Source organism: Streptomyces sp. NPDC058464 (genome assembly GCF_042721035.1).
Lineage (GTDB): Bacteria > Actinomycetota > Actinomycetes > Streptomycetales > Streptomycetaceae > Streptomyces.
The window spans coordinates 1-24581 of the sequence record NZ_JBHXMA010000034.1 but is presented as its reverse complement, the minus strand read 5'-3'; the positions used below and the strand labels follow the sequence as shown (position 1 = coordinate 24581).

Sequence of the window (24581 nt, the reverse complement as noted above, 5' to 3'; positions counted from 1 at the left end):
TTCTTACGCCAAGTCACCCGTTCGGCCCAACAGCGACACGAAGCGCGAGTGTTTCCGGACGCCCACGCACGAAAGAAGCGATGTTTTCACTTTTCATGCGATTGCCGCGCATTGGTGGCCTCTTACCGCCCTCACACCGGACTCTTCTCCTCCTGTGACGCCCCGCTCACCGCCCGCGATTACCGTCCGGTTCGTGCACTTGGCAGAAACACAACAGGTGGTACCCGGCCGGCGGACACAGTCGGCGGTGTCCGCCGCTCCGGGCGATGCCGGAGCCCCCCTCCCCTGGCATCGCGTCCTGACCCTCCTCGCCGACATCGGGCTGTTCATCGGCACCCGGTCGGTGTGGACGCAGGCGGCGACCCACCACCTGGTACTGGCGGCCCTGATCTCCGTCTGCTACGTCTCGATCCTGGTGACCGGCGTACTGACACTGACCGTCCGCAGCACCCGGTCACTGGCCCGCCTCGACCTGGTGGTCCTGGTCACGGCGGTGACGCTCGCGCTGTGTGCCTGGGCCCTGAACCACAACGGCGGCGACGAGGGCGCCCTCACCACCCAGGCCGCCAGGGAGCTGCTCGCCGGCCGCCCCGTGTACGGGCAGGCCTGGCCGTGGCTGTTCCACAACACGGGCATCGCCCTCACGCCGACGATAGGCGGCGGCTACGACTACACGTACGGCTATCCCCCGCTGGCGCCGCTGCTGACCGTCCCGCTGCTGTGGCTCGGCCACCACGGCGCCCCGGCGACGGCGGTGTGCGCGGGTGCCCTGATCGCCGGCACCGTCGCGCTGTGGCGGATGCTCCCGGTGCCGTGGCGGTCGGCGGCGACGCTGTCCTGCCTGGGCTTCGGCTTCCTGTCGACGTACGCCCGGGTCGGCTACCCGGCGGTGATCGCCCTGGCGCTGCTGATCCCGGTGGTGGTGCGCTGGCCGCGGATCGGGCAGGGCGGCCGCCTCGGCGCGGCCGGGATCGCGCGGGCCGCGTGCCTCGGGGCCGCCTGTGCGGCGCAGCAACTGCCGTGGTTCGTCACGCCGTTCCTGCTGGCCGGGATCTACGCGGTGCGGCGCGGGGAGCTCGGCGGCCGGGCCGCCGCCGCGGTGGTCCTGCGGATCGTCGGCGTCGCCGTCACGGCGTGGCTGCTGATCAACACGTACTTCATCGTGTCCGAGCCCGGCCGCTGGCTCGACGGGATCGCGCTGCCGCTGACCCAGGGCGCCGTGGTGCACGGCCAGGGTCTGGTGGACATCACGCTGTACTACACGAACGGCAGCGACCGCATCGACTGGTACTCGCACGCGAGCATGCTCCTCGCGGTGGCCCTGCTGGCCATGTTCGTGCTGTTCGTGCGGCGGCTGGGCCCGGCCGCGACCGTGCTGCCGTGGCTCGCCTTCTTCCTGGCGACCCGCTCCCAGGACGGCTACTACCTGCTGATGACCCCGCTGTGGCTGGCGACCGCCGTCACCGCTCCGCTGTCGGAGTTCGAGCGCGCCTGGCAGCCACGCCCGGCCCTGCTGACCGGGCCGCGCCGCCGCCCCGCCCTGATCGCCACGGTGGTTCTGCTGCTCGCTCCGGCGCTGGCGAGCGCGGCGCTCGCGGTGTCCGGCAGACCGCCGCTGCGGATGGAGATCACCGCGCTGCGGCGCGCCGCGCACCAGGCCTCGGTGGTCAGGGCGATGACCCTGAGGGTGGTCAACACGGGGAGCGTCCCGCTCACCCCGCACTACACGCTCACCACCGGTCAGGGCATGAGCATGTACTGGCTGCTGGTGCGGGGTCCGGCGACGATTCCCGGGCACGGCACGGCGAGTGTCGAACTCAGGCCGGCGAACGGCCGGTTCGGTATCCCCGCCAAGCCGAGCACCCGGATCCGGCTGCGTGCCTTCACGGCGGATCCGCAGACGCTGTCCAGCCAGTACGTGAGGATCAGCCGGACGGTCCGCTAGGCGCTCCGCGAAGCTCCGCCGGAAGCGCCGCGCGATCCGCCGTCTGCCGACTGCGGCGCCGTCGTGGCTGGTCGCGCAGTTCCCCGCGCCCCTTTGGGGCGCTGCCGAACCGTCGGACGGTCAGCCGAGCGCTCCGCTGGTCGCGCCCACGCGGCGGAGCCGCGTAGTGACACAGCCCCACGCCCCTTCGGGGCGCTCAGGCCCCCGTGCGGGTGAAGCGCAGGGTGGCGGTCACGGTGGTCGGGCCGCCCATCATGCGCATCTGGTTGAACGTGATGCCGAACTCCTCGCGCACCACTATGAACTCCACCTCCAGCGTCAGCCCGTCGGCGTCCGCCGAGACCAGCTTCGCGGTGGCCTGCTGGGGCCTGCTGATGCCCCGGACGGTCAGCTGACCGTCGACGTGCACGGCATCGCCCGGGCCCCGCTCGGCGCCGCGCACCGCGAAGGTGATCTCCGGGTGGTTCGCGGCGTCGAAGAAGTCGGCCGAGCGCAGATGGTCGTCGCGCTTCTTGTTCTTGGTGTCCAGCGTGGCCGCGTCGATCGTCACGCTGCCGGTGGCGGCGCCGTCGGCGGTGACCTCGCCCCGGCCGCTGACGCCCGCGAAGGCGCCCTTGACGGTGACCAGGCCCCAGAAGGTCTTGTGCCGGACGGCGACGGCGGAGGCGGTCGGGTCGAGCTGCCAGAGGCCGGTTTCCACGGTGACGGTCATGGCCGTGCTCCGATCATTCGATGGTTCAAATTTGGATGACTGCGGTATGGCTGCACGCTAGCTCAATATCCAAATTTGGACAACGGGTAGACTCGATGCCATGGCCGCCTCCCAGGAACACCCCGCAGAGCTGCCCGAATGTCCCTCCCTCACGGGCGGCGGGCTGCTCCCGGCCGAGCTGCGCGCCTGGATGCTGCTGCTGGCCGCGACAGGTGCGGTGGAGCAGCGGCTGCGGTCGGTCGTGAAGGAGACGCTGGACGTCTCGCACGACGAGTTCCTGATCCTGTGCCTGCTGGCCGAACAGCCGCGCGAGGGCCTGCGCATGACCCGGATCGCCGAGCTCCTGGGCCGCCCCAAGACCCGCCTCACCTACCAGATCGCCTGCCTCCAGCACGCCGGTCTCGTCACCCGCAAGGCCGCCTGCGGCGACAAGCGGGGCATCGAGGTCGCCCTCACCGACAAGGCCCGCCGCCAGATCCAGGACGCCTCCGCCGCCCTCGCCGAGACGGTCGGGCAGGCGGTCGGCCACGTCATCGGTCCGCAGCAGCGCGAGGCGCTCTGCGCGCTGATCCCGGAGCTCGCCGACGACACGCCCTGACCGTACGAATCCGGCCACTTCACCCCCGGGAGGCGCAGGTCACAGCCAGGAGGAGGGCAAGGTCACAGCCCTGTCATCAGGTCGGCTTCAGCGGTCTGCCCTAGCATCCGAGCATGACGGTCCTGCCTGACGACGGGCTCTCACTGGCCGCCGAGTTCCCTGACGCGACGCAAGAGCAGTGGCAACGCCTGGTCGAAGGTGTGCTGCGCAAGTCCGGCAAGGAAGTTTCGGGCGAGGCCGCCGAGGACGCCCTGTCCACGACGCTGGAGGACGGGCTGCGCACCCGTCCCCTGTACACCGCGCGCGACACCGCGCCCGACCCCGGCCTGCCCGGCTTCGCGCCCTATGTGCGCGGCGGCCGTCCGGAGGGCGGCGTCGCGGGCGGCTGGGACGTACGGCAGCGGCATCAGGCGGCTCCCGACGGCGCGGTCCTGACCGACCTGGAGAACGGCGTCACCTCGCTCTGGCTGCTCGTGGGCCGGGGCGGCATCCCGGTGTCCGGCCTCGCCGCCGCGCTCGACGGCGTCTACCTGGACCTGGCCCCGGTGGTCCTGGACGCGGGCCGGGACACCGAGGCGGCGGCGGCCGAACTGCTGCGGCTGTACGACGGGAAGGGCGTCGACCCCGAGGCGGTGCGCGGCAACCTCGGCGCCGACCCGCTGGGATACGAGGCCCGCACCGGCGAGGCCCTGGACTTCGCCCCCGTCGCCGCGCTCGCCCGGCGCGTGGCCGAGGAGTTCCCGGGCCTGCGCACGCTGACCGTGGACGCGCTGCCGTACCACGAGGCCGGCGGCTCGGCCGCGCAGGAGCTCGGCGCCTCGCTGGCCACCGGCGTGGCCTACCTGCGGGAGCTCACCGAGGCCGGTCTCGGCGTCGAACAGGCCCTCGGGCAGCTGGAGTTCCGGTACGCGGCGACCGCGGACCAGTTCCTGACCATCGCCAAGCTGCGCGCGGCCCGCCGGCTGTGGGCGCGGGTCGCCGAGGTCAGCGGGGCGGCCGACGCGGGCGCCCAGGTGCAGCACGCCGTCACCTCGCCGGTGATGATGAGCCGCCGCGACCCGTGGGTGAACATGCTCCGTACGACGGTCGCGACGCTGGCCGCCGGGGTCGGCGGCGCCGACTCGGTGACCGTGCTGCCGTTCGACCACGCGATCGGCCTGCCGGACGCGTTCGCCCGGCGGATCGCCCGCAACACCTCGACGATCCTCGTCGAGGAGTCGCACCTGGCCCGGGTGATGGACCCGGCGGGCGGCTCCTGGTACGTGGAGCAGCTGACCGACGAACTGGCCCACGCGGGCTGGGAGTTCTTCCGGACCGTCGAGCGGGACGGCGGCCAGGCGGCCGTGCTCCGCTCCGGACGCCTCCGTACGGACCTCGCGACCACCTGGGCCGAGCGCTCCAAGAGACTCGCCAAGCGCCGCGAACCCATCACGGGTGTCAGCGAGTTCCCGCTGCTCGCCGAGAAGCCGGTGGTGCGTGAGCCTGCCCCCGAACCGCCGTCCGGCGGTCTCCCGCGCGTCCGCCGGGACGAGGCCTACGAGGAGCTGCGCGCCCGCTCCGACGCCCACCTCGCGGCGACGGGCAGCCGCCCCCGGATCTACCTGGCGACGCTCGGCCCGGCCGCCGCCCACACCGCCCGCGCCACGTTCGCCGCCAACCTCTTCCAGGCCGGCGGCATCGAACCCGTCACCGAGGGCGGCTTCGAGGAGAGCGGCGCCACCGAGGCGGTGCTCTGCTCCAGCGACGCCCTCTACGCCGAACAGGCCGAGCAGACCGCCGGGTCGCTGAAGGCGGCCGGTGCCCGGCACGTGGTCGTGGCGGGCCGGGGCGAGTTCGCCGGTGTCGACTCGTATGTCTTCGCGGGCTGCGACGCCGTGGCCGTGCTGTCCGAGACCCTCGACCGCATGGGAGTGTCCTGATGGGAATCCCCGACTTCTCCGGCATCGAACTGGGGACCCCCGTCACCGAGGGCAGCCCCGGGGAATGGCGGGCGGCCGGCGGTGACCTGCCGCTGTGGGAGACCCCGGAGGGCATCGGGGTCAAGCCGCTCTACACCGGCCGCGACCTGGAGGGCCTCGACTTCCTCGGGACCTACCCGGGCATCGCGCCGTACCTGCGCGGCCCGTACCCGACGATGTACGTCAACCAGCCCTGGACCATCCGGCAGTACGCGGGCTTCTCCACCGCAGAGGAGTCCAACGCGTTCTACCGCCGCAACCTGGCCGCCGGCCAGAAGGGCCTCTCCGTCGCCTTCGACCTGCCCACGCACCGGGGTTACGACAGCGACCACCCGCGGGTGACCGGTGACGTCGGCATGGCGGGGGTCGCGATCGACTCGATCTACGACATGCGGCAGTTGTTCGACGGCATCCCGCTGGACCGGATGACCGTGTCGATGACGATGAACGGCGCGGTGCTGCCCGTGCTGGCGCTGTACATCGTGGCGGCGGAGGAACAGGGCGTACCGCCCGAGAAGTTGGCCGGGACCATCCAGAACGACATCCTCAAGGAGTTCATGGTCCGCAACACCTACATCTATCCGCCGAAGCCGTCGATGCGGATCATCTCGGACATCTTCGCGTACACCTCGCAGCGGATGCCCCGCTACAACTCGATCTCCATCTCCGGGTACCACATCCAGGAGGCGGGCGCGACGGCCGACCTGGAGCTGGCGTACACGCTCGCGGACGGCGTCGAGTACATCCGGGCGGGACGCGAAGCCGGCCTGGACGTGGACGCGTTCGCGCCCCGGCTCTCCTTCTTCTGGGCGATCGGCATGAACTTCTTCATGGAGATCGCCAAGCTCAGGGCGGCCCGTCTGCTCTGGGCCAGGCTGGTCGACCAGTTCGAGCCGAAGAACACCAAGTCCCTCTCCCTGCGCACCCATTCGCAGACCTCGGGCTGGTCGCTGACCGCGCAGGACGTCTTCAACAACGTCACGCGTACGGCCGTGGAGGCGATGGCGGCGACCCAGGGCCACACCCAGTCGCTGCACACCAACGCCCTGGACGAGGCCCTCGCCCTGCCCACCGACTTCTCGGCGCGCATCGCCCGCAACACCCAGCTGCTCATCCAGCAGGAGTCGGGCACCACCCGGGTCATCGACCCGTGGGGCGGCAGCGCCTACGTGGAGCGGCTGACCTACGACCTGGCCCGCAAGGCCTGGGCGCACATCCAGGAGGTCGAGGCGGCGGGCGGCATGGCCAAGGCGATCGACGCCGGCATCCCCAAGCTGCGCATCGAGGAGGCCGCGGCCCGCACCCAGGCCCGGATCGACTCCGGGCGGCAGCCGGTGATCGGCGTCAACAAGTACCGGGTCGACAGCGACGAGCAGATCGAGGTCCTCAAGGTCGACAACTCCTCCGTCCGCGCCCAGCAGATCGAGAAGCTGCGGCGGCTGCGCGCGGAGCGGGACGAGACGGCCTGCCGGGACGCGCTCGACGCGCTGACCCGGGCGGCCGACGGCGAAGGCAACCTGCTGGAGCTGGCGGTCAACGCGGCCCGCGCCAAGGCCACCGTCGGCGAGATCTCGGACGCCCTGGAGAAGGTGTACGGCCGGCACGCGAGCCAGATCCGTACGATCTCCGGTGTGTACCGCAACGAAGCAGGCGAGTCCCCGACCGTGGACCGCACCCGGGCCCTGGTCGACGCCTTCGACGAGGCCGAGGGGCGCCGCCCGCGCATCCTGGTCGCCAAGATGGGCCAGGACGGTCACGACCGCGGCCAGAAGGTGATCGCGACCGCCTTCGCCGACCTCGGCTTCGACGTCGACGTCGGCCCGCTGTTCCAGACCCCCCAGGAGGTCGCCCGCCAGGCGGTGGAGGCGGACGTCCACGTGGTCGGCGTGTCCTCGCTGGCGGCCGGCCACCTCACCCTCGTACCGGCGCTGCGCGAGCAGCTCGCCGAGGAGGGCCGGGCGGACATCATGATCGTGGTCGGCGGGGTCATCCCGCCGCAGGACGTGCCGACCCTCCTGGAGATGGGCGCCACCGCCGTGTTCCCGCCCGGGACGGTGATCCCGGACGCGGCCTACGACCTGGTCGAGCGGCTGTCGGCGGAACTCGGGCACGACCTGTGATCGATGTCGACGCCTATGTGAAGGGTGTGCTCGACGGGAAGCGCGCGGTCATCGCCCGCGCCATCACCCTCGTCGAGTCCACCCGTCCACAACACCGGGCGTTGGCACAGGAGTTGCTCACCGAGCTGCTCCCGCACAGCGGCCGGGCGCGGCGGATCGGCATCAGCGGGGTGCCGGGCGTGGGCAAGTCGACGTTCATCGACGCGTTCGGCACGCTGCTGACGGGCCTCGGGCACCGGGTGGCGGTCCTTGCCGTGGACCCGTCGTCCACGCGGACGGGCGGCTCGATCCTTGGCGACAAGACGCGGATGGAGCGGCTGGCGGTCGACCCGAACGCCTTCGTCCGCCCCTCCCCCAGCGCCGGCACACTCGGCGGAGTCGCCAAGGCGACCCGGGAGTCGATGGTGGTCATGGAGGCGGCCGGGTACGACGTGGTCCTGGTCGAGACGGTCGGCGTCGGGCAGTCCGAGACCGCGGTCGCCGACATGGTCGACTCCTTCCTGCTGCTCAGCCTGGCCCGCACCGGCGACCAGCTCCAGGGCATCAAGAAGGGCGTCCTGGAACTCGCCGACGTGATCGCCGTCAACAAGGCGGACGGCCCGCACGAGCGCGACGCCCGGTCCGCGGCACGGGAGTTGGCGGGCGCGCTGCGCCTGATGCACGGCAAGGACGCCTTCTGGACTCCCCCGGTGCTCAGTTGCAGCGCCCGGGAGTCGACGGGGTTGGACGTCGTCTGGGAGCGCCTTGAGCAGCACCGGGCGCTGCTGGACTCCACCGGGCGGCTCGCCGAGAAGCGCCGCGAGCAGCAGGTCGGCTGGACCTGGGCGATGGTCCGGGACGACCTGCTCGGCCGGCTCGCCGCCCATCCGGCGGTGCGCGCGGCCGCCCCCGGCCTCGAACAGGAGGTCAGGGACGGCACGTTGACGGCGACACTGGCCGCCGAGCGCATTCTGCGCACGTTCGGGGAAACCCCGGACGACGGCCCTCAGGCCAGCTGATCCCGGAGCGCCTCGCGGGCCCGGGCCACGCGGGAGCGGACCGTGCCGACGGGGCAGTCACTGACCTCGGCGGCCTCCGCGTACGGCAGTCCGACGAGTTGCGTCAGGACGAACGCCTCGCGCCGCTCCTCGGGCAGCGACTCCAGGAGGTCGAGGAGCGCCACGCCGTCGTCGAACCCGGGCAGCCCGTACGGCTGGGCCCGCTCGACGGCCTGCTGCCAGTCGGGTACGTCCGCCGGGCGGGGCCGGGCGGCGGCGTACCGATGGCTGTCCACGACGGCCCGGCGGGCGATCGACAGCAGCCAGGAACGGGCCGAGCCATGGCCCTCAAAACGGTGCAGGCTGCCCAGCGCACGCAGGAACGTGTCCTGCGCGAGGTCGTCGACCGCCTGCGGGTCGGCGCAGAGATGGGCGACGTACCGGAGGACGTCGCGGTGCAGAGCCCGTACGAACGCGTCCACGGCGGCCGTGTCCCCGGACCGGGCGGCGAGGGCCCAGGCCGTGATCGACGCGTCGCGTTTCTCGTCCGGCGCAGGGCGTGCGGGCAGGACGGAAGTGATCACTCGGTGTCCTTGTGAGAAAGGTGAGCGGGGAAGACGGCCCTACGGCGCCTGCACAGGCGCGGTGCTGAAGCGGGCGTACGGCCGCCGTGTTCGTCCGGGGGCGCGCGTGGGCGGCCCCGGAACACCAGCTGTCGTCAGGCGACAGCCGTCCGCACCGGCGGACCCCGGGAAGTGATCGCGTGGACGAGGAGAAGCAGCCGCGGCGCCCGGTCCGAACGGCGGCGGTGCAGCCGGGGGCGCGGGCGCTCGGGGGTGGCCGGCAGCGCCAGCAGCAGCCGGAGCGGTGCGACGAGCCGGCCGGCGACGGCCCGGACGATCCGGAACGCGGCGCGTTCGCCGTGGCCGAGCCAGAGGCCGCACAGCAGCGCGGCGAGGAGGTGGGCGGCGAACATGCCGGTGGAGGCGGTGCCGCCGGTGCCGAAGCCCAGGTATTCGAAGGGGTCGGTGTGGGCGGAGCCCATGTGCATCGACCCCATGTTCATGGCCGCCATGTCCCCGGCCATGTCCATATGCACGGACCCCATGGGGGCGGTCTGGGTGGTCCACACCTGAGCCGCGGAGAAGCCGGAGTGCAGTGCTGTCTGGGCGCCGACCGCGGCGGACACGACCAGCGGCAGCCCGCGTTCGCGGCCGGACAGGGCCCAGCCGAGGGCGCCGGTGAGCGCCAGGGCGGCGGCCAGTGTCCAGCCGGGCACTCGGTTCCCGGACATCATGACGTGGCCGAGGGCGGCGAGCAGCACGCAGACGGCCGCGAACACCGCGGACCGTACCGTGCGCGCACACCACCCTGCCGTCATGGCGCATCATCCTCGCATCCGGTCCGGTCCTGTCGGGGAGTGGTACGGCGATCCACAGCCAGTGCGCTCAACTCACAGGCGGGGTGGGGAGTTTCACAGCGGCCGTGTGTCGGGTGCGGGCCGGTGGGGGTTGCCCGCGCCCACGCGGCGGTAGCCGCAAATCAGAGACAGCCCTGCGCCCCCAGAAACTCAACTGGGGGCAGGCGTGCCGCCTCAGCCCTTCGCCCACGGCCCCTCCGGCACCGCCGTCCGTACCCTCGCCCGCGTCACGTCCACCACGATCGTCCGGTCGTCGTCCAGGTCCTCCCGGACCCGGCGCAGCCGCCCCGCCCCGTCGATCCAGTACCGCACCGGCACATCACCTGCGGAGAACACGTCGTACCGACGGCCGTCGATCCGGTCCGTCCCCAGATGGCGCCGGCCCGACCGGGCGATCCGCCGCGCGTCTCCCGGGCGGTCGGCCGCGAGGGACAGCGTCAGCCGCAGCGCCGTGTCCAGCGAGGCCGGCCCGTACCGGCGGCGGATCCACGCCGTCGGTCTCAGCCGCGCGGCGTCCCGTACCGCCTCCGCCGTCGACGCCGGTCTCGCCAGCGGGCCCGCGCTGCCGTCGGCCTTCGGACGGGCGACCGCCAGCCCGGCGCCGTCCCACGCCAGCAGCCCCCGCTCCGCCGCGTCCCCCGTGTCGAACCAGCCGACCGCCCGGTGCCGGTGCTCGTCGACCACCGCACGGACCACGGCCGTACCGCCGGGCAGCGGCGCCCGTACCGTCACCTCGGCCGGGCTGTCCCGGTACACGCGGACCGGGGCGAGGGCCAGGCGTCGGGCCTCGTCGGCCGAGAGGGGGCGGGGACCGTCGCCGCCCGCGACGAGGAACGGCAGCGCCGCGCACGTTCCCGTCGCGGCGGCGAGGGCCGCCCAGGTCCAGGGGGATCGCAGCCGTGCTCGTACCCGCGCCGGTGTCATCCACATGGCACGTACCTACACGCGGACGGGCCGCGCCCGGTCGACACCGGTGCGCGGCCCGCTCGGCATCACCCTTGCGGGGTGCGCCGTTTGCCCCACGGAGCAGCCGACCGAGTCGGCCGCGTCGGGGGCGGGTGACGAGGGGCAGGTGGCCGCCTCCGCCTGAAGCAGCCCGGCAAGCCCTGACAGGCGCCGTTCGCGTCCCGCTCGGGGTACGCGTCGGCGTCGGCGTCGCCGGTCAGTCGGTGACGTTGCGGACGGCCTCGCGGATCAGGTCCGCGGCCTTCTTCGGGTGCGCGAGCATGACCAGGTGGGAGGAGTCGACCTCGACCGTGGTCATGCCGGCGCGCTCGTAGCCGTAGCGCTCGACGTCGGGGTTGATGGTGCGGTCCGAGGACGACACCAGGCCCCAGGACGGCTTGGTCCGCCAGGCCGCGACCGGGGCCGCCTCGGCGAAGGCCGCGCCGGCCAGCGGGCGCTGGGAGACGGCGAGCACCCGGGCGAGGTCCGGGTCCACGTCGTGGGCGAAGATCGCGGGGAACCTGTCGGTCTCGACGGTGACGTCGGTGCCGGGCTCGTCCGATCCCTCGACCGGGAACGGCGTGTACACCAGGGCCGAGGCGAGCTCGGAGTCCGGGAACCGGCCCTGCAGCTCGCCGAGGCTCTCGCCCTCCTCCAGGGCGTAGCCGGCCAGGTAGACCAGGGCCTGCACGTTCTCCTCGGCGCCCGCGACGGTGATGACGGCACCGCCGTAGGAGTGGCCCACCAGGACGACGGGACCGGGAATCGCCCGGACCACCGAGGCGATGTAGGCGGAGTCGCCGGTGAGGCTGCGGTTGGGCACGGCCGGGACGAGCACCTTCAGGCCGTCGGCCAGCAGTTCGGGGACGACCCGGGCGAAGCTGGACGCGTCGGCGAAGGCACCGTGCACGAGGACGACGGTGGGTGTGGAGTCGGTCATGGGAGTTCCTTGTGGTGCGGTGCGAGGTCTGGGCGGGCGGCTAGCGCGGGTCGACGCCGATGTCGGTGTCGATGTCGTAGGCGGCTTCCGCGTGGTCGGGCGCCGGGTGCGCGATGTCGGTCCCCAGGTCGAAGGCCGCCGTCTCGATGGCCTCCTCCAGCTCCGCTTCCTCGCGCTCCGCCTTGGCCCGGCGGTGGTGCTCGGTCAGCTGGTCCCTGAGGTGCCTCAGGCGCGGGTGGCCGTCGTGGGCGGACGGCTCCGACGGCACGGACGGCGCCGACGGCGGTTGTGACGAGGGTGCCGGCGATGGTTCCGGCGGCTCGTTCGTGGTCACACCGGCTCCCTGATCAGCCGGCGTACAGGGCCGCGTGCAGGGTGCGGACGGCCAGGGTGATGGCGGCTTCGGCGGCGTGGGTCTCGCGCAGGGCGTTGAGCATGACGAAGTCGTGGATGATGCCCTGGAAGCGGACGGCGGTGACGGGGACGCCGGCGGCGCGGAGGTTGTTGGCATAGGCCTCGCCCTCGTCGCGCAGGACGTCGGCCTCGCCGGTGATGACGAGGGCCGGGGGCAGGCCGGTGAGCTGTTCGGTGGTGGCGCGCAGCGGGGAGGCGGTGATCTGGGCGCGTTCGGTCTCGTCGGTCGTGTACTGGTCCCAGAACCACTGCATGCCGTCGCGGCGCAGGAAGTAGCCGGTGGCGAACTGGTGGTAGGAGGGGGTGTCGAAGCTCGCGTCGGTCACCGGGTAGAACAGCACCTGCTGGAGCAGGGGGAGGCCGCCGCGTTCCTTGGCCATCAGGGTGAGGGCGGCGCTCATGTTCCCGCCGACGGAGTCGCCGGCGACCGCGATCCGGGTGGCGTCGAGGTCCTTGGTCGCGCCGTGGGCGGCGACCCACTGGGCGACGGCCCAGTTCTGCTCGATGGCGACGGGGTAGCGGTGTTCGGGGGAGAGGTCGTACTCGGGGAAGACGACGGCGGCGTTCGCGCCGACCGCGAGTTCGCGGACGAGGCGGTCGTGGGTGTGGGCGTTGCCGAAGACCCAGCCCGCGCCGTGGATGTAGAGGATGACGGGGAGGGTGCCGGTGGCGCCGGCGGGCTTGACGATGCGGGCGCGGACGGTGCCGGTGGGGCCGCCTTCGACGGTGATCCATTCCTCGTCGACGGCGGGCTTGGCGATGTCGCCGGACTGGACCTCGTCGACGGCCTTGCGGCCCTCGGCGGGGGCGAGGTCGAAGAGGTAGGGCGGGTTGGCGGTGGCCTCGACGAAGGCCTGAGCGGCGGGCTCCAGAACCGGCGTGACGGGCGTGAAGGCTTCGGACATGTGACTCTCCTGGGATTGCGCGGGGCACACCGGGCGTTCCGGCGCCGCCGCGGTTCACCGTAGGAGCGCCGTGCGCCGGGCAGTTGCCCCCCAGCGCACGCCCACCGGCCCCGCAGCGCACGCGCCCACCGGCTCGGCAGCGCATGCGCGGACCGGTGCGCTGCTGGGCCGGTGCGCTGCGGGGCCGGTGCGCTGCGGGGCCGGTGCGAGTGCGCGCACGGGACACACCGCGGCCGGGAGCGGATCTAGCGTGACGGCTCGACGGTCGCGGTTCGCCTCCGATTCGATGGCGAACTGACAGGCCGGCACCGCAATTCCATCCCGGAAGGGGTCCCGAAAGCGTGTCCTCCATGCCGGTCGGAGGTCTGGTTCCCCAGGCCGTCGACGATCCCGCAGAGCTCGTCGTGCGCAACGCGAAAATCCACACCGGTGATCCGGGCCGCCCGCATGCGGGGGCGATCGCCGTCCGGGACGGCATGGTCACGGTCGTCGGCGACGACAAGGACGTGGCCCCGCACATCGGCCCGGCCACCAAGGTCGTGGACGCGCTCGGGCGACGGGTGATCCCGGGCCTCAACGACGCCCATCTGCACGTGATCCGCGGCGGGCTCAACTACGTGCTGGAGCTGCGCTGGGACGGCGTGCCCACGCTGCGCCAGGGCCTCGCGATGCTCCGTGAGCAGGCCGCGCGGACCCCGAAGGGCCAGTGGGTGCGGGTGGTGGGCGGCTGGTCGGCCGAACAGTTCGCCGAACGGCGGCTGCCGACCGTCGCCGAGCTGAACGCGGCCGCCCCGGACACCCCGGTGTTCGTCCTGCACCTGTACCAGTCGGCCGTCCTCAACCGGGCGGCGCTGAAGGCCGCCGGATTCGACAAGGACACCCCCGACCCGCGAGGCGGCCAGATCGTGCGCGGCCGGGACGGGGAGCCGACGGGCATGCTGCTGGCCGCGCCCAGCGCCCTCATCCTCTACTCCACGCTGGCCAAGGCGCCGGTCCTGGACGAGGCGCACCGCAAGACCTCGACCCGGCACTTCCTGCGCGAGCTGAACCGGTTCGGACTGACCTCGGCGATCGACGCGGCCGGCGGCTTCCAGAACTTCCCCGAGAACTACGGCACCGTCGTCGAACTGGCCGAGGCCGGTGAGCTGTCGCTGCGCATCGCCTACCACCTCTTCCCGCAGACCGCGGGCCAGGAGGTGGCCGACCTCACCCGCTGGATCGAGATGGCGGACTACGGGGACGGCGACGCGTGGCTGCGCCTCAACGGCGCGGGCGAGAACCTCACCTGGGCGGCGGCCGACTTCGAGAACTTCAACCAGCCTCGTCCCGAACACGACGACTACGAGCCGGAGTTCGAGAAGGCGGTGCGTCTTCTCATGGAGAACGGCTGGGGGTTCCGGCTGCACGCCACGTACGACGAGACGATCCGCCGGGATCTCGCGGTCTTCGAGAAGCTGGCCGCCGAGGGTCTCTTCCCGGCCGGGAACCGGTGGTTGTTCGACCACGCGGAGACCGTGTCGGCCGAGAGCCTCGACCGCGTGGCCGCGCTCGGCGGTGCGATGTCCGTGCAGAACCGGCTGTCCTTCCAGGGCGAGGCCTTCCTGCGCCGCTACGGCCCCGGCGCCGCGGCCGACGCCCCGCCGATCCGGGAGATGCTGGACCGCGGGCTGACCGTGGCCGCCGGCACCGACGCCACCCGGGTCTCCAGCTACAACCCGTGGGTCGCCCTGCACTGGCTGATCAGCGGCCGCAACATCGGCGACCTCGTGCTCCGTCCCCCGTCCAACCGGGTCGACCGGCAGACCGCCCTGCGCATGTTCACCCGGGCCGGCGCCGAGCTGACGGGCGAGGAGGGGGTCAAGGGCGTCCTGCGCCCGGGGTTCTACGCGGACCTCGCGATCCTCTCCGACGACTACTTCACCGTGCCCGAACCGGAGATCGCCCACATCGAGTCGCTGCTCACGGTCACCGGCGGCCGGATCGTCTACGGCGCAGGCGAGTACGAGGGCCTCGACGAGGAGCTGCCGGCCATCACCCCCGACTGGAGCCCGGTGACGCACTTCGGCGGCTACCAGGCGACCCCGCGCGGCCTGGCGGGCGTACGCCAGGCACACGCCCTGGCCGAGGCAGCAGCAGAGTCCGACCTGCACCGCGAGTGGCGGATACGCCGCGGCCTGCTATGGGAAACCGACAGTTCCTTCCCCACAGACCCCTGCTTCGGAGCGCCCCTTTAGGGGCGCGGGGAACTGCGCGACCAGCCACGACGCACCCGCACCCGCCCGACAACCCATCCCGCCACCCCACTAGGCACTTCCACTCCTGTAACCACAAAAGAAAGGCATCCCATGCCCGACATCACCACCGTCACCGCCACCCCCGGCCCCGACCTCCTCACCCCCGACAACTGCGCGGTCCTCTTCGTCGACCACCAGCCGCAGATGTTCTTCGGCACCGGCAGCGGCGACCGCACCGCGATCGTCAACTCCACCCTGGGCCTGGCCAAGGCCGCCAAGGCGTTCGGCGTACCGGTCGTGCTCAGCACCGTCGCCGCCGAGTCGTTCTCCGGCCCGATCATGCCGCAGCTCGCGGACGTCTTCCCGGGCCAGAAGATCATCGACCGCACCACGATGAACGCCTGGGAGGACGAGGCGTTCGTCGAGGCCGTCAGGGCGACCGGCCGCGAGAAGCTCGTCATAGCCGGTCTGTGGACCGAGGTGTGCGTGGTCCTGCCGGTGCTCTCGGCCATCGCCCAGGGGTACGAGGTGTACGTGGTCGCCGACGCGTCCGGCGGTGTCACCCCGCAGGCCCACGAGCACGCCGTGCAGCGGATGGTCCAGGCCGGCGCCGCGCCGGTCACCTGGGTCCAGGTGCTCCTGGAGCTCCAGCGCGACTGGGCCCGTACGGAGACGTACGAGGCGGTCACGAACGTGGTCAAGGAGCACGGCGGCGCCTACGGCCTCGGCCTGGTCTACGCCCAGACCATGATCGGCGCCCACGCGGCCGGCTGACCGGACGTCACTTACCGAGTCGGGAACAGGCAGGAACAGGCAGGAAGACATGGATGATGCTGGGCTGCTGGTCCTCCGGCTGCTGGCGGGGCTCCTCATCGCCGGCCACGGAGTGCAGAAGGTGAGCTTCCACCTCGGAGGCAAGGGCTTGGCGGGCGGAACGGAGGAGTTCCGGCACGACGGTTTCCGCGGCGGCCCGCTGACCGCCGTCGTCGCGGGCGGCAGCCAGATCGGCGCCGGCCTGTTCCTGGCCGCCGGGCTGCTCACCCCGCTGGCCGCGATGGCCGCGATGGGCGTGATGACGGTCGCCGGGACGGTCAAGTGGCCCAAGGGCCTGTGGGTGCAGAACGACGGGTACGAGTATCCGCTGGTCCTCGTCGTCGTCTCGGTGGCCCTGTCCCTCACCGGGCCCGGCCGGTGGTCCGTCGACCACGCGCTGGGCCTCACCCCGTGGCCGCTGTGGATCGTCCTCGCGGCGATCGTGATCGGCCCCACGAGCGGTCTGCTCACCCGCGCGGTGCTGCACCGCACCCCCACGATCGCGGCGGAAGGAGCATCCCGTGCGCAGGCTGCTGACTGACGCGCTCCACACCCTGGTGCCGCCCCGGGACGACCGGCACGGCCCGCTGCCTCCCCTGCTGCTGACGCTGACGGTGGTCACCGGGCTGGTGGACGCGGTGAGTTACCTGTCCCTCGGGCATGTCTTCGTCGCCAACATGACCGGCAACGTGGTGTTCCTCGGCTTCGCGCTGGCGGGCGCCGCGAACCTGTCCGCGCTCGCCTCCGTCGTCGCGCTGGCCGCGTTCCTGGCCGGGGCGCTGGCCGGCGGGCGGCTGGGCACCCGGTTCGCCGCCCACCGCGGGCACCTGCTGAAGACGGCGACGGCCGTGCAGAGCGTGCTGGTCGCCGTCACGGTGGTGGCCGCCGCGGTCGGCGGCGGCCGGGTCGGCACCGGGGTGCAGTACACGCTGATCGTGTTCCTCGGACTCGCCATGGGCCTGCAGAACGCGGTCGCCCGGCGCCTCGGCGTCCCCGACATGACCACGACCGTGCTGACGTTGACCCTGACGGGCCTGGCCGCGGACTCCGGTCCGGCGGGCGGTGCCGCACCCCGGCCCGGCCGCCGGATCCTGTCCGTCCTGGCCATGCTGCTCGGCGCGCTCGTCGGAACCGCGCTCCTGCTCCACGGCCATCTGGTGCTCACCCTGGGCCTGGCCCTGCTGCTCCTGTTCGTCACCTCCCTGACGACGCACCGCCTGGCCGGCGGCGACCCGGCCTGGACCCGGTCGGGAACGGCATGACGACCGACGCCGCCGCCGAGTCCCCGTGGGCGCCCCTCGCGGCCCGGGTGTTCCGGGCGCTGTGGATCGCCCAGCTGGTCTCCAACGTCGGCAGCTGGATGCAGACGGTCGGCGCCCAGTGGCTGCTGGTCGGGGACAGCGCCGCGCTGGTGACGCTGGTGCAGACCGCGTCCAGCCTGCCCGTCGTCCTCCTCGCGCTGCCCTCCGGGGTGGTCGCCGACCGGTTCGACCGGCGGGTGGTGCTGGTGACCGCGCAGTTCGCGATGCTCGCGGTGTCCGGGGCGCTGGCCGTGCTCGCGTTCCTGGACGCCCTGTCGCCGACGGCACTGCTGGCCCTGACCTTCCTGCTGGGCTGCGGCACCGCGCTGATGGGCCCGGCCTGGCAGGCGATCCAGCCGGAGCTGGTGGAGCGGGAGCGGCTCGGGCAGGCGGCGGCGCTGGGCGCGGTGAACATGAACCTGGCCCGTGCCGTCGGCCCGGCGCTCGGCGGCGCGGTGGTCGCGGCGGCGGGCGCCGGCTGGGTCTTCGCCTTCAACGCGGCGTCCTATCTGGGCATCGCGGCCGTCCTGCTGCTGTGGCGGCGCCCCGCCGCGGCCGCCGTCCCGCCCGCCGGGAACGAGGGGCTGCTGGCCGCCCTGTACGCCGGCCGCCGCTACGTCTGGAACGCACCCGGTGTCCGCCGGATCCTGCTGCGCACGCTCCTGTTCATCCCCGGCGGAGCCGCCCTGTGGGCCCTGCTGCCGCTGACCGCGAGCCGCTCCCTCGGCCTCGGCTCGGGCGGCTACGGACTGCTCCTCGGTGCGGTGGGCATCGGCGCGGTCGGCGGCGCCTTCCTGCTCCCCCGTGCCCGTCGCCTGCTCGGCGCCAACGGCACGCTCGCGGCCGGTGCCCTGGTGTTCGCCGGTGTGCTGGCGGTGCTGGCCACGGTCCATGTGCCGTGGCTGGTCGCGCTCGCGCTGCTGCCCGCGGGCCTCGCCTGGATCGCCGTACTCTCCACGCTCAACGCGGCCGTGCAGACCCGGCTCCCCGGCTGGGTCAGGGCCCGCGGCCTCGCCGTCTACCTGCTGGTCTTCCAGGGCGGTCAGGCGCTGGCCGCGCCCCTGTGGGGTGCGGTGGCCGACTGGCTCGGGCTGAGCGCCTGCCTGCTGATCGCCGGCGGCGCGATGCTGCTGAGCGCGGCCAGCGTACGGCGGTGGCCGCTGCGGGATGCCGAGGGCATCGACCCCGCACCCTCCGACCACTGGCCGGCGCCTCCCCTGGTGTTCGAACCCGGGGAGGCCGACGGCCCGGTCCTGGTCTCCGTCGTCTACCGCGTCCCGGCGGACCGGCAGGCCGAGTTCACGGACCGCATGCACCGGGTGGCGCGCTCCCGGCGCCGTACCGGAGCCCTGTCCTGGGGCCTCTACCAGGACGGCCACGACCCCGAGCGCTTCGTCGAGAACTACCTGGTCTCCTCCTGGGCGGAGCACCAGGCCCAGCACCACGTCCGGCTCACGGCCACCGACCGCCGGTTCGAGGAGGAGGCCCGCGCGCTGCTCACCCCGGGCACCGCGCCCGAGGTGACGCACGCCTTCGACACGACGGCGGGACCGGCGATACGGCGGCCCTGAGGCTCAAGGGTGGGTGCGGAGCCACTGCAGGACGTCGGGGGTGACCGGGTCGGCGAGGTCGGCGAAGCCCTCGTGCCGCTGCAGGAACTTGGCCACGTACCGGCACACGGGTACGACGCGCTTGCCCGCGGCGCGGACGTCGGTGAGCGCCTCCCGGACCAGTTGGCCGGCCAGGCCCCGGCCGACGAAGGCCTCGTCGACCTCGGTGTGGTAGAAGACGCGCTGGTCACCGCGGTCGCGGTAGGCGGTGAGGCCGGCGCGTTCACGCCGACCAGGATCTCGTAGCGGCTCAGGGCCTCGTTGTGGACGACGACGGGGGTGGCGGTGTTGGGCGGGTTCATCGGATTCCTTTCATTTCGTTGCGGTGCGGTGCGGCGACGGCGCGGGTGCGCGGGTGCAATCTCTGATCGAGATGACTGACATCCCGAACCATCGCCGGAAAGGGGGAAGCGTGGTGGGTGCCGGAGCGCTGGTGCATGACGAGAGCAACACCTCCTGTGAGGAAGGTCCCGTGTCCGAGATGTCGTCGTCCGAAATACGCTCCCCGCGCCGGGAGGCCGCCACCGAGGCTGCCCACGGGGTGCCCGGCTGGCTGATCGCGCTGTTCGCCGTCGCCTCCGGCATGACGGTCGCGAACCTGTACTACGCCCAGCCCCTGCTGTCCGAGCTGCGCGGTGTCTTCCACATCGGCGAGGCCACCGCGGGTCTGCTGATCACGCTCACCCAGGTCGGCTACGTGATCGGCATGATCTTCCTGGTGCCGCTCGGCGACCGGCTGGAGAAGCGGAGCCTGGTCACCGCGCTCCTGACGGTCACCACGCTCGCCCTGGTGGCGGCCGGTCTCGCGACCGGGTTCCCGATGCTGCTGATCGCCTCGCTGGTCAGCGGGGCCACCTCCGTGGTGGCGCAGATCCTCGTCCCGTTCGCCGCGAGCCTGGCGCCCGACCACGCCCGGGGCCGAGTGGTGGGCCGGGTGATGAGCGGGCTGCTCACCGGCATCCTGCTGTCCCGCACGCTCAGCAGCCTGGTCTCCAGCGTGGCCGGCTGGCGGGTCGTCTACCTCGGCTCGGCCGTCCTGATGGCCCTGCTGGGCGTGGCCCTGCGGCTGGCCCTCCCCCAGCACGCGCCCACCACCACCGTGCCGTACCACCACGTGCTGCGCTCCACGGCGGCGCTAGTCCGCACGCACCCGGCGCTGGTGCGCCGGGGCCTCTACCAGGCCGCGATGTTCGGTGCCTTCAGCGCCTTCTGGACCACCGTCTCCTACGTCCTGACCGGGCCCGACTTCCGCTACTCGGCCGTAGGGGTCGGGGTGTTCGCGCTGGTCGGCGCGGCCGGTGCGGCCGTCGCCCCGTTCGCCGGGCACTGGGCCGACCGCGGGCTGACCCGGCGGATGACCGGTGCCGCGTTCGGCGTCGCCGCGGTGGCCTTCGCGATCGCCGGGTTCGGCCGGCACAGCGTCATCCTGATCGGGCTCGCGGCCGTCGCGCTCGACATGGCCGTACAGACCAGCCTGATCCTCGGCCAGCACACCGTCTACCAACTCGATCCCCTCGCCCGGGCCCGTCTGAACAGCGCCTTCATCGCGATCTTCTTCATCGGCGGCGCCCTCGGCTCCCAGCTCGGCTCGATCGCCTACCGGTCCGGCGGCTGGAGCGCGGTCAGCATGTTCGGGGCCGCCCTGCCGGTGCTGGGCCTGCTGTACTGGCTCACCGAGCGCCGGACCGGCGCGAAGCGCTCGGCGTAGGACCGCCGGAGCCACCGCCGGAGCGATCGCCAGGGCCACCGCCCGGACCTCCACCGGGACCACTTCTACCGGCCACCGACGGTAGGGCGCCGCGACGGCCGGCCCGTGTCCGTGCGTGCACGGCGACCGGTCCCAGAGGGAACCCGGTGCGGTCCCGGAGGGAACCCGGTGCGCTCAGGGGTGCGGGCCCGGGCGCTCCCGGGCAACGCCTCCCCCCGCCGCCGCGCCTAGCGTCACTCGCGTACCCAGCCGCATCGGACATCCGCCAGGAGGCGCACCGTGACCACCAGCTCCGAGCCCGGGAAGGCCTTGCAGCACAGCCAGCCGTGGCTGCACCAGAAGGGCGAGGTCATCCAGGAGTTCGGGACCGTCAAGCAGTTCCCCCTCGGTCTCTCGTACGAGACGCGGATGTACTCCAGCCAGCGTCTGAACCGGGTCCTGGCGGACACGCAGATCCTGTACGGCCTCTACAAGAAGCACCACTGGCTGCTGCGCGGCGCGACCTTCTACCAGCTGCACCTGCTGCTGGACAAGCACGCGGGCGAACAGCTGGCCCTCGTCGACACGCTCGCCGAACGGGTCCAGACCCTGGGCGGGGTCGCGGTGGGCGACCCGCGGCACGTCGCCGAGATCACCTCGATCCCGCGTCCGCCGGACGGCGTCGAGGAGGTCCCGGCGATGCTCTCGCGGCTCCTGGAGGCCCACGAGACGATCCTGGTCGACGCGCACGACGCGGCCGCCCGGGCCGCCGGGACGGGCGACGACGGCACCAACGACCTGCTGGTCTCGCAGGTGATCCGCACCGGGGAGCTGCAGGCCTGGTTCCTGGCGGAGCACCTGGTCGACACTCCCCTGGTCCGCGCCTGAGAGAACCCGGGAGCAGCGGCTGCCTGCCTAGGATGCGGCGGAGATCCCCGCCGTACCGAGGCGGGTGCCGTGCCACCGGGAGCAGCTCATGGACCTGCGGCAGATGGAAGTCGTGGTCGCCGTGGCGGACGCAGGCGGGTTCACGGCGGCCGCGCGACGGCTGCACGTGGTCCAGTCCGCCGTCTCCGGCACGGTCCGCGCCCTGGAACGCGAGCTGGGCACCCCGCTGTTCACCCGGACCACGCACCGGGTCGGGCTCACCCCGGCCGGTGAGGCGTTCGTCCCGGCGGCCCGGCAGGCCCTGCGCGCCGCCGAGCTGGCCCGCGAGGCGGTCGACGCGGCGAAGGGCGAGCTGCGCGGCCGGGTGACGGTCGGCACCATGCAGGGGGTCTGGGCGAACCTGCACCACGCGCTGGCCGCGCTGCGGGCCGAACACCCGCGGGTGGTCGTCCAGTTGCGGCAGGCGGCGGTCACCGACATCCGGCAGGCGCTGCGCGAGGGCACGGTGGACCTGGCGGTGGTGGCGCTGGACCGCCAGCAGCAGCGCGGTCTGGTGACCAGGCTGCTGGCCCGCGAGGAGATGGTCCTGGTGGCCTCTCCCCTGCGGAGCCTCACCACGAGTGGTGCCGAGGGCACGGTCGACCTGGCCGGCATCGCCGAGCTGCCGCAGGTGGAGTTCACCCCCGGCTGGGCCATCCGGGACGCGGCCGACCGCGCGTTCCGGGCGGCCAGCGTCGAACGCGCCACGACCTTCGAGGTCAACGACATCGTGGCCGCGTCCGAACTGGTCCGGGCCGACCTCGGCGTCTGCATCATGCCGCCGACCATCGCCGGCCGTTTCCCGGACCTGACGACCTATCGGTTCGCCCGGCACGCGCCGAGCTGGAAGGTGATGGTGGTACGGCCGCCGGGAGAGCCCCCGGCGGCCGTCGCGGCGCTGCTGCGCCACCTCACCTGAAACGCGCTCTTCCCCGTCGAATCAGTCGAACCGCAGGTCGGACAGTTGCCGTTCGAGGGCGCTGATCTCGTCCCCGGGCTCCGGGTCCGCCGGCCGGGCGGCCATCAGGGCGCCCAGTGCGCCGCCCGCCCGGCGGATGCGCGCGGGCAGTCCGTCGGCGTACTCGTCGCCGCCGGTCCCCCAGTCCTCGGCCGCCGCGTACCAGGCGGTCGGTACGACGACGGCGCGCAGGTGGGGCGAAGAGCAGACGGCGGGCGCCCATCACCTTGATGCGTTCGTGCTCCGAGGGAGTGCGTCCCGTGGTCGGGTCGGTCGTCACGTCACCGACCGTGAAGATGCCGAATTGCAATGGTTTGGCGTCTTCCGGTTCCGGCGAGTTGCGTCGCGCATGCGTGGGATGCGCCGAACGCTGGCCGTCCTCCTCCCGGCCGCCATGACCGTGCGCGCACCGGAACGGACCCTCCAGTGCCCTGCCGCCGGGCCCTGGCACTGTGTGGCGCGACGCCGTGCGCGACGAGGCATGTCGACGGGCCGGGGCTGCCTACGGTCGGGGCCATGCAGCTTCGCAGAGTTCTTGCCGCCGCCGTGGTCGGCACCACGGCGCTCGCCACCACGATCACGAGCGCGGACGCGGCCCTCGCGGCCCAGCCGCCACTCACGCCGACGTCCTTCGTCGCCCACCTCGACCTCGCCGCGGGACAGCAGCCCGAGAACCTCACCCTCCTTCCGGGCGGCGCCGCCGCGGTCACCTTCGCCTTCTCCCGCCAGGTCGCGGTGATCGAGCGCACCGGCACGGTCCGCGTCCTCGCGACACTGCCCGCGCCGCCCGCGGACGCCCGGACCCCGGTCCTCGGATCCCCCTTCCTCGGCGGCATCGTCCAAGGCCCCGACCGCGCGCTCTACTTCCTCTACGCCACCGGCACCGCCGACCTCACCGGCGTCTGGCGGCTGCGTCCCGGCGGCAGCCCGGAGCGCATCGCGGCGCTGCCCGCCGACGCGCTGCCCAACGGCCTGGCCCTCGACCGGTCGACCGGGCAGCTGTACGCCGCCGACTCGGTGCTCGGCAGGATCTGGCGGATACCCGCGACCGGCGGCGCCCCCGAGGTGTGGGCGACCGGCGCCGCCCTCGCCCCGGCCGGCTTCCTCGGAGCCAACGGCGTGAAGGTGCACGACGGGGCCGTGTGGGTGAGCAACCTCGACCACGGGACCCTGCTGCGCATCCCGGTCCGCCACGACGGCACCCCCGGCGCGGTCCGCACCGTCGCGACCGGCCTGGCCGGCGTCGACGACTTCGCGTTCACGGGCCGCGGCGACCAGCTCCTCGCGGCGCTCAACGCCGGCAGCGAGGTGGCCCTGGTGTCCGGGAACGGCGGCCACACCGTCGTCCTCGACCGCACCGACGGCCTGCAGAACCCCACGTCCATCGCCGTCCGAGGCGACAAGGTGTACGTCGCCGACGCCGCCTACGTCACGCAGCAGGACCCCAACCTCCTCACCACCCGCCTCCACTGACCCGACCGAGGACATCCCATGAGCTCCCCCTCCCGACCCGCCGCCGGCACGGCCGCGTTCGACCCCGAGCAGTTCCTCGTCGTCCCCGCCCGGACCTTCGACGACCTGGAGGTCGGCGAGGTGTTCCGCGCCCCCAGCCGGACCCTGACCGACGCACACGCGGCGGCGTTCCAGACCGTGTCCGCCGACAACCACCCGGTCCACTACGACGCCGAATGGGCCCGCCGGCACGGCCACAGCGCCCCCGTGGTGCACGGCCTCCAGGTCCTCGCCTTCACCGCACCGGGCGCGACCCTGTTCCCGCACGTCATCGGTGAGGTCTTCGTCAGGTTCACGGAGCTGTCCTGCGCCTTCACCGGCGAGGTGCACTCGGGCGACACCCTGTACCCCGCGCTGACCATCACCGCCCTCGAACCCGCCGAGGACGGCACCGGGGTCGTCACCACGGCGGCCACCGTCCACAACCAGCGGGGCGAACTGGTCCTGTCCGGGCAGCACAAGTACCTGCTGCGCCGGTAGCCACTCGTGGAACAAGCGTGGGGGGGGGGGCGGGAGCCCACCCCCCCCCCCCCGGCCAGGGGGCGCCGACATACACCGGGTGGGGGGTAAGCTGCCGAGCGGCCCACACCCCCCACCCCCCCCCG

22 protein-coding genes and 1 pseudogene are annotated in these 24581 nt (G+C 73.0%); 15 read left to right on the top strand and 8 right to left on the bottom strand.

Going from position 1 to position 24581, the window contains the following annotated elements; genetic code table 11:
- Positions 1–247: 247 nt before the first annotated feature.
- Positions 248–1945: a hypothetical protein gene (locus ACFWPQ_RS36380; protein ID WP_384044559.1), complete on the top strand. Its 1698-nt coding sequence runs from the start codon at positions 248–250 to the stop codon at positions 1943–1945.
- 196 nt (positions 1946–2141) lie between these two features.
- Here ACFWPQ_RS36380 and ACFWPQ_RS36375 read toward each other — a convergent pair whose 3' ends face one another.
- Positions 2142–2657, bottom strand: a complete 516-nt coding sequence (locus tag ACFWPQ_RS36375; protein WP_384044556.1) for a YceI family protein — start codon at positions 2655–2657, stop codon at positions 2142–2144.
- A gap of 100 nt (positions 2658–2757) precedes the next feature.
- Here ACFWPQ_RS36375 and ACFWPQ_RS36370 point away from each other — a divergent pair, with 100 nt between their 5' ends.
- From ACFWPQ_RS36370 to meaB, 4 genes are all read left to right on the top strand, one after another.
- Positions 2758–3255 carry a MarR family transcriptional regulator gene (locus ACFWPQ_RS36370; RefSeq protein ID WP_361303389.1) on the top strand — a complete coding sequence of 166 codons (498 nt, stop codon included), beginning with the start codon at positions 2758–2760 and terminating at the stop codon, positions 3253–3255.
- A 113-nt stretch (positions 3256–3368) separates the two neighbouring features.
- Positions 3369–5174, top strand: coding sequence for a methylmalonyl-CoA mutase family protein (locus ACFWPQ_RS36365; RefSeq protein ID WP_384044553.1), 1806 nt, complete (start codon positions 3369–3371; stop codon positions 5172–5174).
- Positions 5174–7333 (top strand): methylmalonyl-CoA mutase, encoded by a 2160-nt coding sequence (scpA, locus tag ACFWPQ_RS36360; RefSeq protein WP_384044552.1) that lies wholly within the window; start codon positions 5174–5176, stop codon positions 7331–7333. Before ACFWPQ_RS36365 ends, scpA begins: the two co-directional genes overlap by 1 nt.
- Entirely contained in the window at positions 7330–8331 is a 1002-nt protein-coding gene (gene meaB / locus ACFWPQ_RS36355; RefSeq protein ID WP_384044549.1) for a methylmalonyl Co-A mutase-associated GTPase MeaB, read from the top strand. Before scpA ends, meaB begins: the two co-directional genes overlap by 4 nt.
- On the opposite strand, the gene ACFWPQ_RS36350 is transcribed toward meaB, so the two are convergent.
- From ACFWPQ_RS36350 to ACFWPQ_RS36325, 6 genes are all read right to left on the bottom strand, one after another.
- Positions 8319–8894, bottom strand: a complete 576-nt coding sequence (locus ACFWPQ_RS36350) for a sigma-70 family RNA polymerase sigma factor (RefSeq protein WP_361303401.1) — start codon at positions 8892–8894, stop codon at positions 8319–8321. The two genes, meaB and ACFWPQ_RS36350, sit on opposite strands and share 13 nt — an antisense overlap.
- Positions 8895–9028: 134 nt before the next feature.
- Complete coding sequence (locus ACFWPQ_RS36345; RefSeq protein ID WP_384044546.1) at positions 9029–9691, bottom strand: hypothetical protein; 663 nt, start codon at positions 9689–9691, stop codon at positions 9029–9031.
- A gap of 213 nt (positions 9692–9904) precedes the next feature.
- Entirely contained in the window at positions 9905–10660 is a 756-nt protein-coding gene (locus ACFWPQ_RS36340; RefSeq protein WP_384044544.1) for a hypothetical protein, read from the bottom strand.
- A gap of 232 nt (positions 10661–10892) precedes the next feature.
- Complete coding sequence (locus ACFWPQ_RS36335; RefSeq protein WP_384044541.1) at positions 10893–11615, bottom strand: alpha/beta fold hydrolase; 723 nt, start codon at positions 11613–11615, stop codon at positions 10893–10895.
- Between the two features lie 40 nt (positions 11616–11655).
- Positions 11656–11949, bottom strand: coding sequence for a hypothetical protein (locus ACFWPQ_RS36330; protein WP_384044538.1), 294 nt, complete (start codon positions 11947–11949; stop codon positions 11656–11658).
- Between the two features lie 13 nt (positions 11950–11962).
- Complete coding sequence (locus tag ACFWPQ_RS36325) at positions 11963–12934, bottom strand: alpha/beta hydrolase (RefSeq protein ID WP_384044535.1); 972 nt, start codon at positions 12932–12934, stop codon at positions 11963–11965.
- A 350-nt stretch (positions 12935–13284) separates the two neighbouring features.
- On the opposite strand from ACFWPQ_RS36325, the gene ACFWPQ_RS36320 reads away from it, so the two are divergent.
- The 5 genes from ACFWPQ_RS36320 (at position 13285) to ACFWPQ_RS36300 (ending at position 18853) form a co-directional block, all read left to right on the top strand.
- Positions 13285–15168, top strand: coding sequence for an amidohydrolase (locus ACFWPQ_RS36320; protein WP_384044532.1), 1884 nt, complete (start codon positions 13285–13287; stop codon positions 15166–15168).
- 111 nt (positions 15169–15279) lie between these two features.
- On the top strand, positions 15280–15942 hold the full coding sequence (locus ACFWPQ_RS36315) for a hydrolase (RefSeq protein WP_384044529.1): 663 nt from the start codon (positions 15280–15282) through the stop codon (positions 15940–15942).
- A gap of 49 nt (positions 15943–15991) precedes the next feature.
- Positions 15992–16522 carry a DoxX family protein gene (locus tag ACFWPQ_RS36310; protein WP_384044526.1) on the top strand — a complete coding sequence of 177 codons (531 nt, stop codon included), beginning with the start codon at positions 15992–15994 and terminating at the stop codon, positions 16520–16522.
- Positions 16503–17243, top strand: coding sequence for a YoaK family protein (locus tag ACFWPQ_RS36305; protein WP_384044523.1), 741 nt, complete (start codon positions 16503–16505; stop codon positions 17241–17243). The genes ACFWPQ_RS36310 and ACFWPQ_RS36305 overlap by 20 nt, the downstream gene beginning before the upstream one ends.
- Complete coding sequence (locus ACFWPQ_RS36300) at positions 17240–18853, top strand: MFS transporter (RefSeq protein ID WP_384044520.1); 1614 nt, start codon at positions 17240–17242, stop codon at positions 18851–18853. Before ACFWPQ_RS36305 ends, ACFWPQ_RS36300 begins: the two co-directional genes overlap by 4 nt.
- Positions 18854–18856: 3 nt before the next feature.
- Here ACFWPQ_RS36300 and ACFWPQ_RS36295 read toward each other — a convergent pair.
- Positions 18857–19194: pseudogene (locus ACFWPQ_RS36295) on the bottom strand (GNAT family N-acetyltransferase).
- Between the two features lie 179 nt (positions 19195–19373).
- Between ACFWPQ_RS36295 and ACFWPQ_RS36290 the strand changes: the two are divergent.
- The 5 genes from ACFWPQ_RS36290 to ACFWPQ_RS36270 all read left to right on the top strand — a co-directional run bounded on the left by ACFWPQ_RS36290 (position 19374) and on the right by ACFWPQ_RS36270 (position 24456).
- Positions 19374–20600 carry an MFS transporter gene (locus ACFWPQ_RS36290; protein WP_384044752.1) on the top strand — a complete coding sequence of 409 codons (1227 nt, stop codon included), beginning with the start codon at positions 19374–19376 and terminating at the stop codon, positions 20598–20600.
- 279 nt (positions 20601–20879) lie between these two features.
- On the top strand, positions 20880–21467 hold the full coding sequence (locus tag ACFWPQ_RS36285) for a Dps family protein (protein ID WP_384044517.1): 588 nt from the start codon (positions 20880–20882) through the stop codon (positions 21465–21467).
- 88 nt (positions 21468–21555) lie between these two features.
- Positions 21556–22425: a LysR family transcriptional regulator gene (locus tag ACFWPQ_RS36280; protein WP_384044515.1), complete on the top strand. Its 870-nt coding sequence runs from the start codon at positions 21556–21558 to the stop codon at positions 22423–22425.
- A gap of 555 nt (positions 22426–22980) precedes the next feature.
- Positions 22981–23937, top strand: a complete 957-nt coding sequence (locus tag ACFWPQ_RS36275) for a hypothetical protein (protein WP_384044512.1) — start codon at positions 22981–22983, stop codon at positions 23935–23937.
- Positions 23938–23955: 18 nt separating this feature from the next.
- Entirely contained in the window at positions 23956–24456 is a 501-nt protein-coding gene (locus ACFWPQ_RS36270; RefSeq protein ID WP_384044509.1) for a MaoC family dehydratase, read from the top strand.
- The last annotated feature ends 125 nt before the right edge of the window (positions 24457–24581 follow it).

Bases quoted from the DNA above. Each gene is read 5' to 3' on its own strand.
- ACFWPQ_RS36370 (WP_361303389.1), top strand. From the start codon at position 2,758: ATGGCCGCCTCCCAGGAACACCCCGCAGAGCTGCCCGAATGTCCCTCC.
- ACFWPQ_RS36275 (WP_384044512.1), top strand. From the start codon at position 22,981: ATGCAGCTTCGCAGAGTTCTTGCCGCCGCCGTGGTCGGCACCACGGCG.
- ACFWPQ_RS36320 (WP_384044532.1), top strand. From the start codon at position 13,285: ATGCCGGTCGGAGGTCTGGTTCCCCAGGCCGTCGACGATCCCGCAGAG.
- ACFWPQ_RS36290 (WP_384044752.1), top strand. From the start codon at position 19,374: ATGTCGTCGTCCGAAATACGCTCCCCGCGCCGGGAGGCCGCCACCGAG.
- ACFWPQ_RS36335 (WP_384044541.1), bottom strand. From the start codon at position 11,615: ATGACCGACTCCACACCCACCGTCGTCCTCGTGCACGGTGCCTTCGCC.
- scpA (WP_384044552.1), top strand. From the start codon at position 5,174: ATGGGAATCCCCGACTTCTCCGGCATCGAACTGGGGACCCCCGTCACC.
- ACFWPQ_RS36300 (WP_384044520.1), top strand. From the start codon at position 17,240: ATGACGACCGACGCCGCCGCCGAGTCCCCGTGGGCGCCCCTCGCGGCC.
- ACFWPQ_RS36325 (WP_384044535.1), bottom strand. From the start codon at position 12,934: ATGTCCGAAGCCTTCACGCCCGTCACGCCGGTTCTGGAGCCCGCCGCT.
- ACFWPQ_RS36310 (WP_384044526.1), top strand. From the start codon at position 15,992: ATGGATGATGCTGGGCTGCTGGTCCTCCGGCTGCTGGCGGGGCTCCTC.
- ACFWPQ_RS36315 (WP_384044529.1), top strand. From the start codon at position 15,280: ATGCCCGACATCACCACCGTCACCGCCACCCCCGGCCCCGACCTCCTC.
- ACFWPQ_RS36340 (WP_384044544.1), bottom strand. From the start codon at position 10,660: ATGTGGATGACACCGGCGCGGGTACGAGCACGGCTGCGATCCCCCTGG.
- ACFWPQ_RS36280 (WP_384044515.1), top strand. From the start codon at position 21,556: ATGGACCTGCGGCAGATGGAAGTCGTGGTCGCCGTGGCGGACGCAGGC.
- ACFWPQ_RS36365 (WP_384044553.1), top strand. From the start codon at position 3,369: ATGACGGTCCTGCCTGACGACGGGCTCTCACTGGCCGCCGAGTTCCCT.
- ACFWPQ_RS36345 (WP_384044546.1), bottom strand. From the start codon at position 9,691: ATGACGGCAGGGTGGTGTGCGCGCACGGTACGGTCCGCGGTGTTCGCG.
- ACFWPQ_RS36375 (WP_384044556.1), bottom strand. From the start codon at position 2,657: ATGACCGTCACCGTGGAAACCGGCCTCTGGCAGCTCGACCCGACCGCC.
- ACFWPQ_RS36270 (WP_384044509.1), top strand. From the start codon at position 23,956: ATGAGCTCCCCCTCCCGACCCGCCGCCGGCACGGCCGCGTTCGACCCC.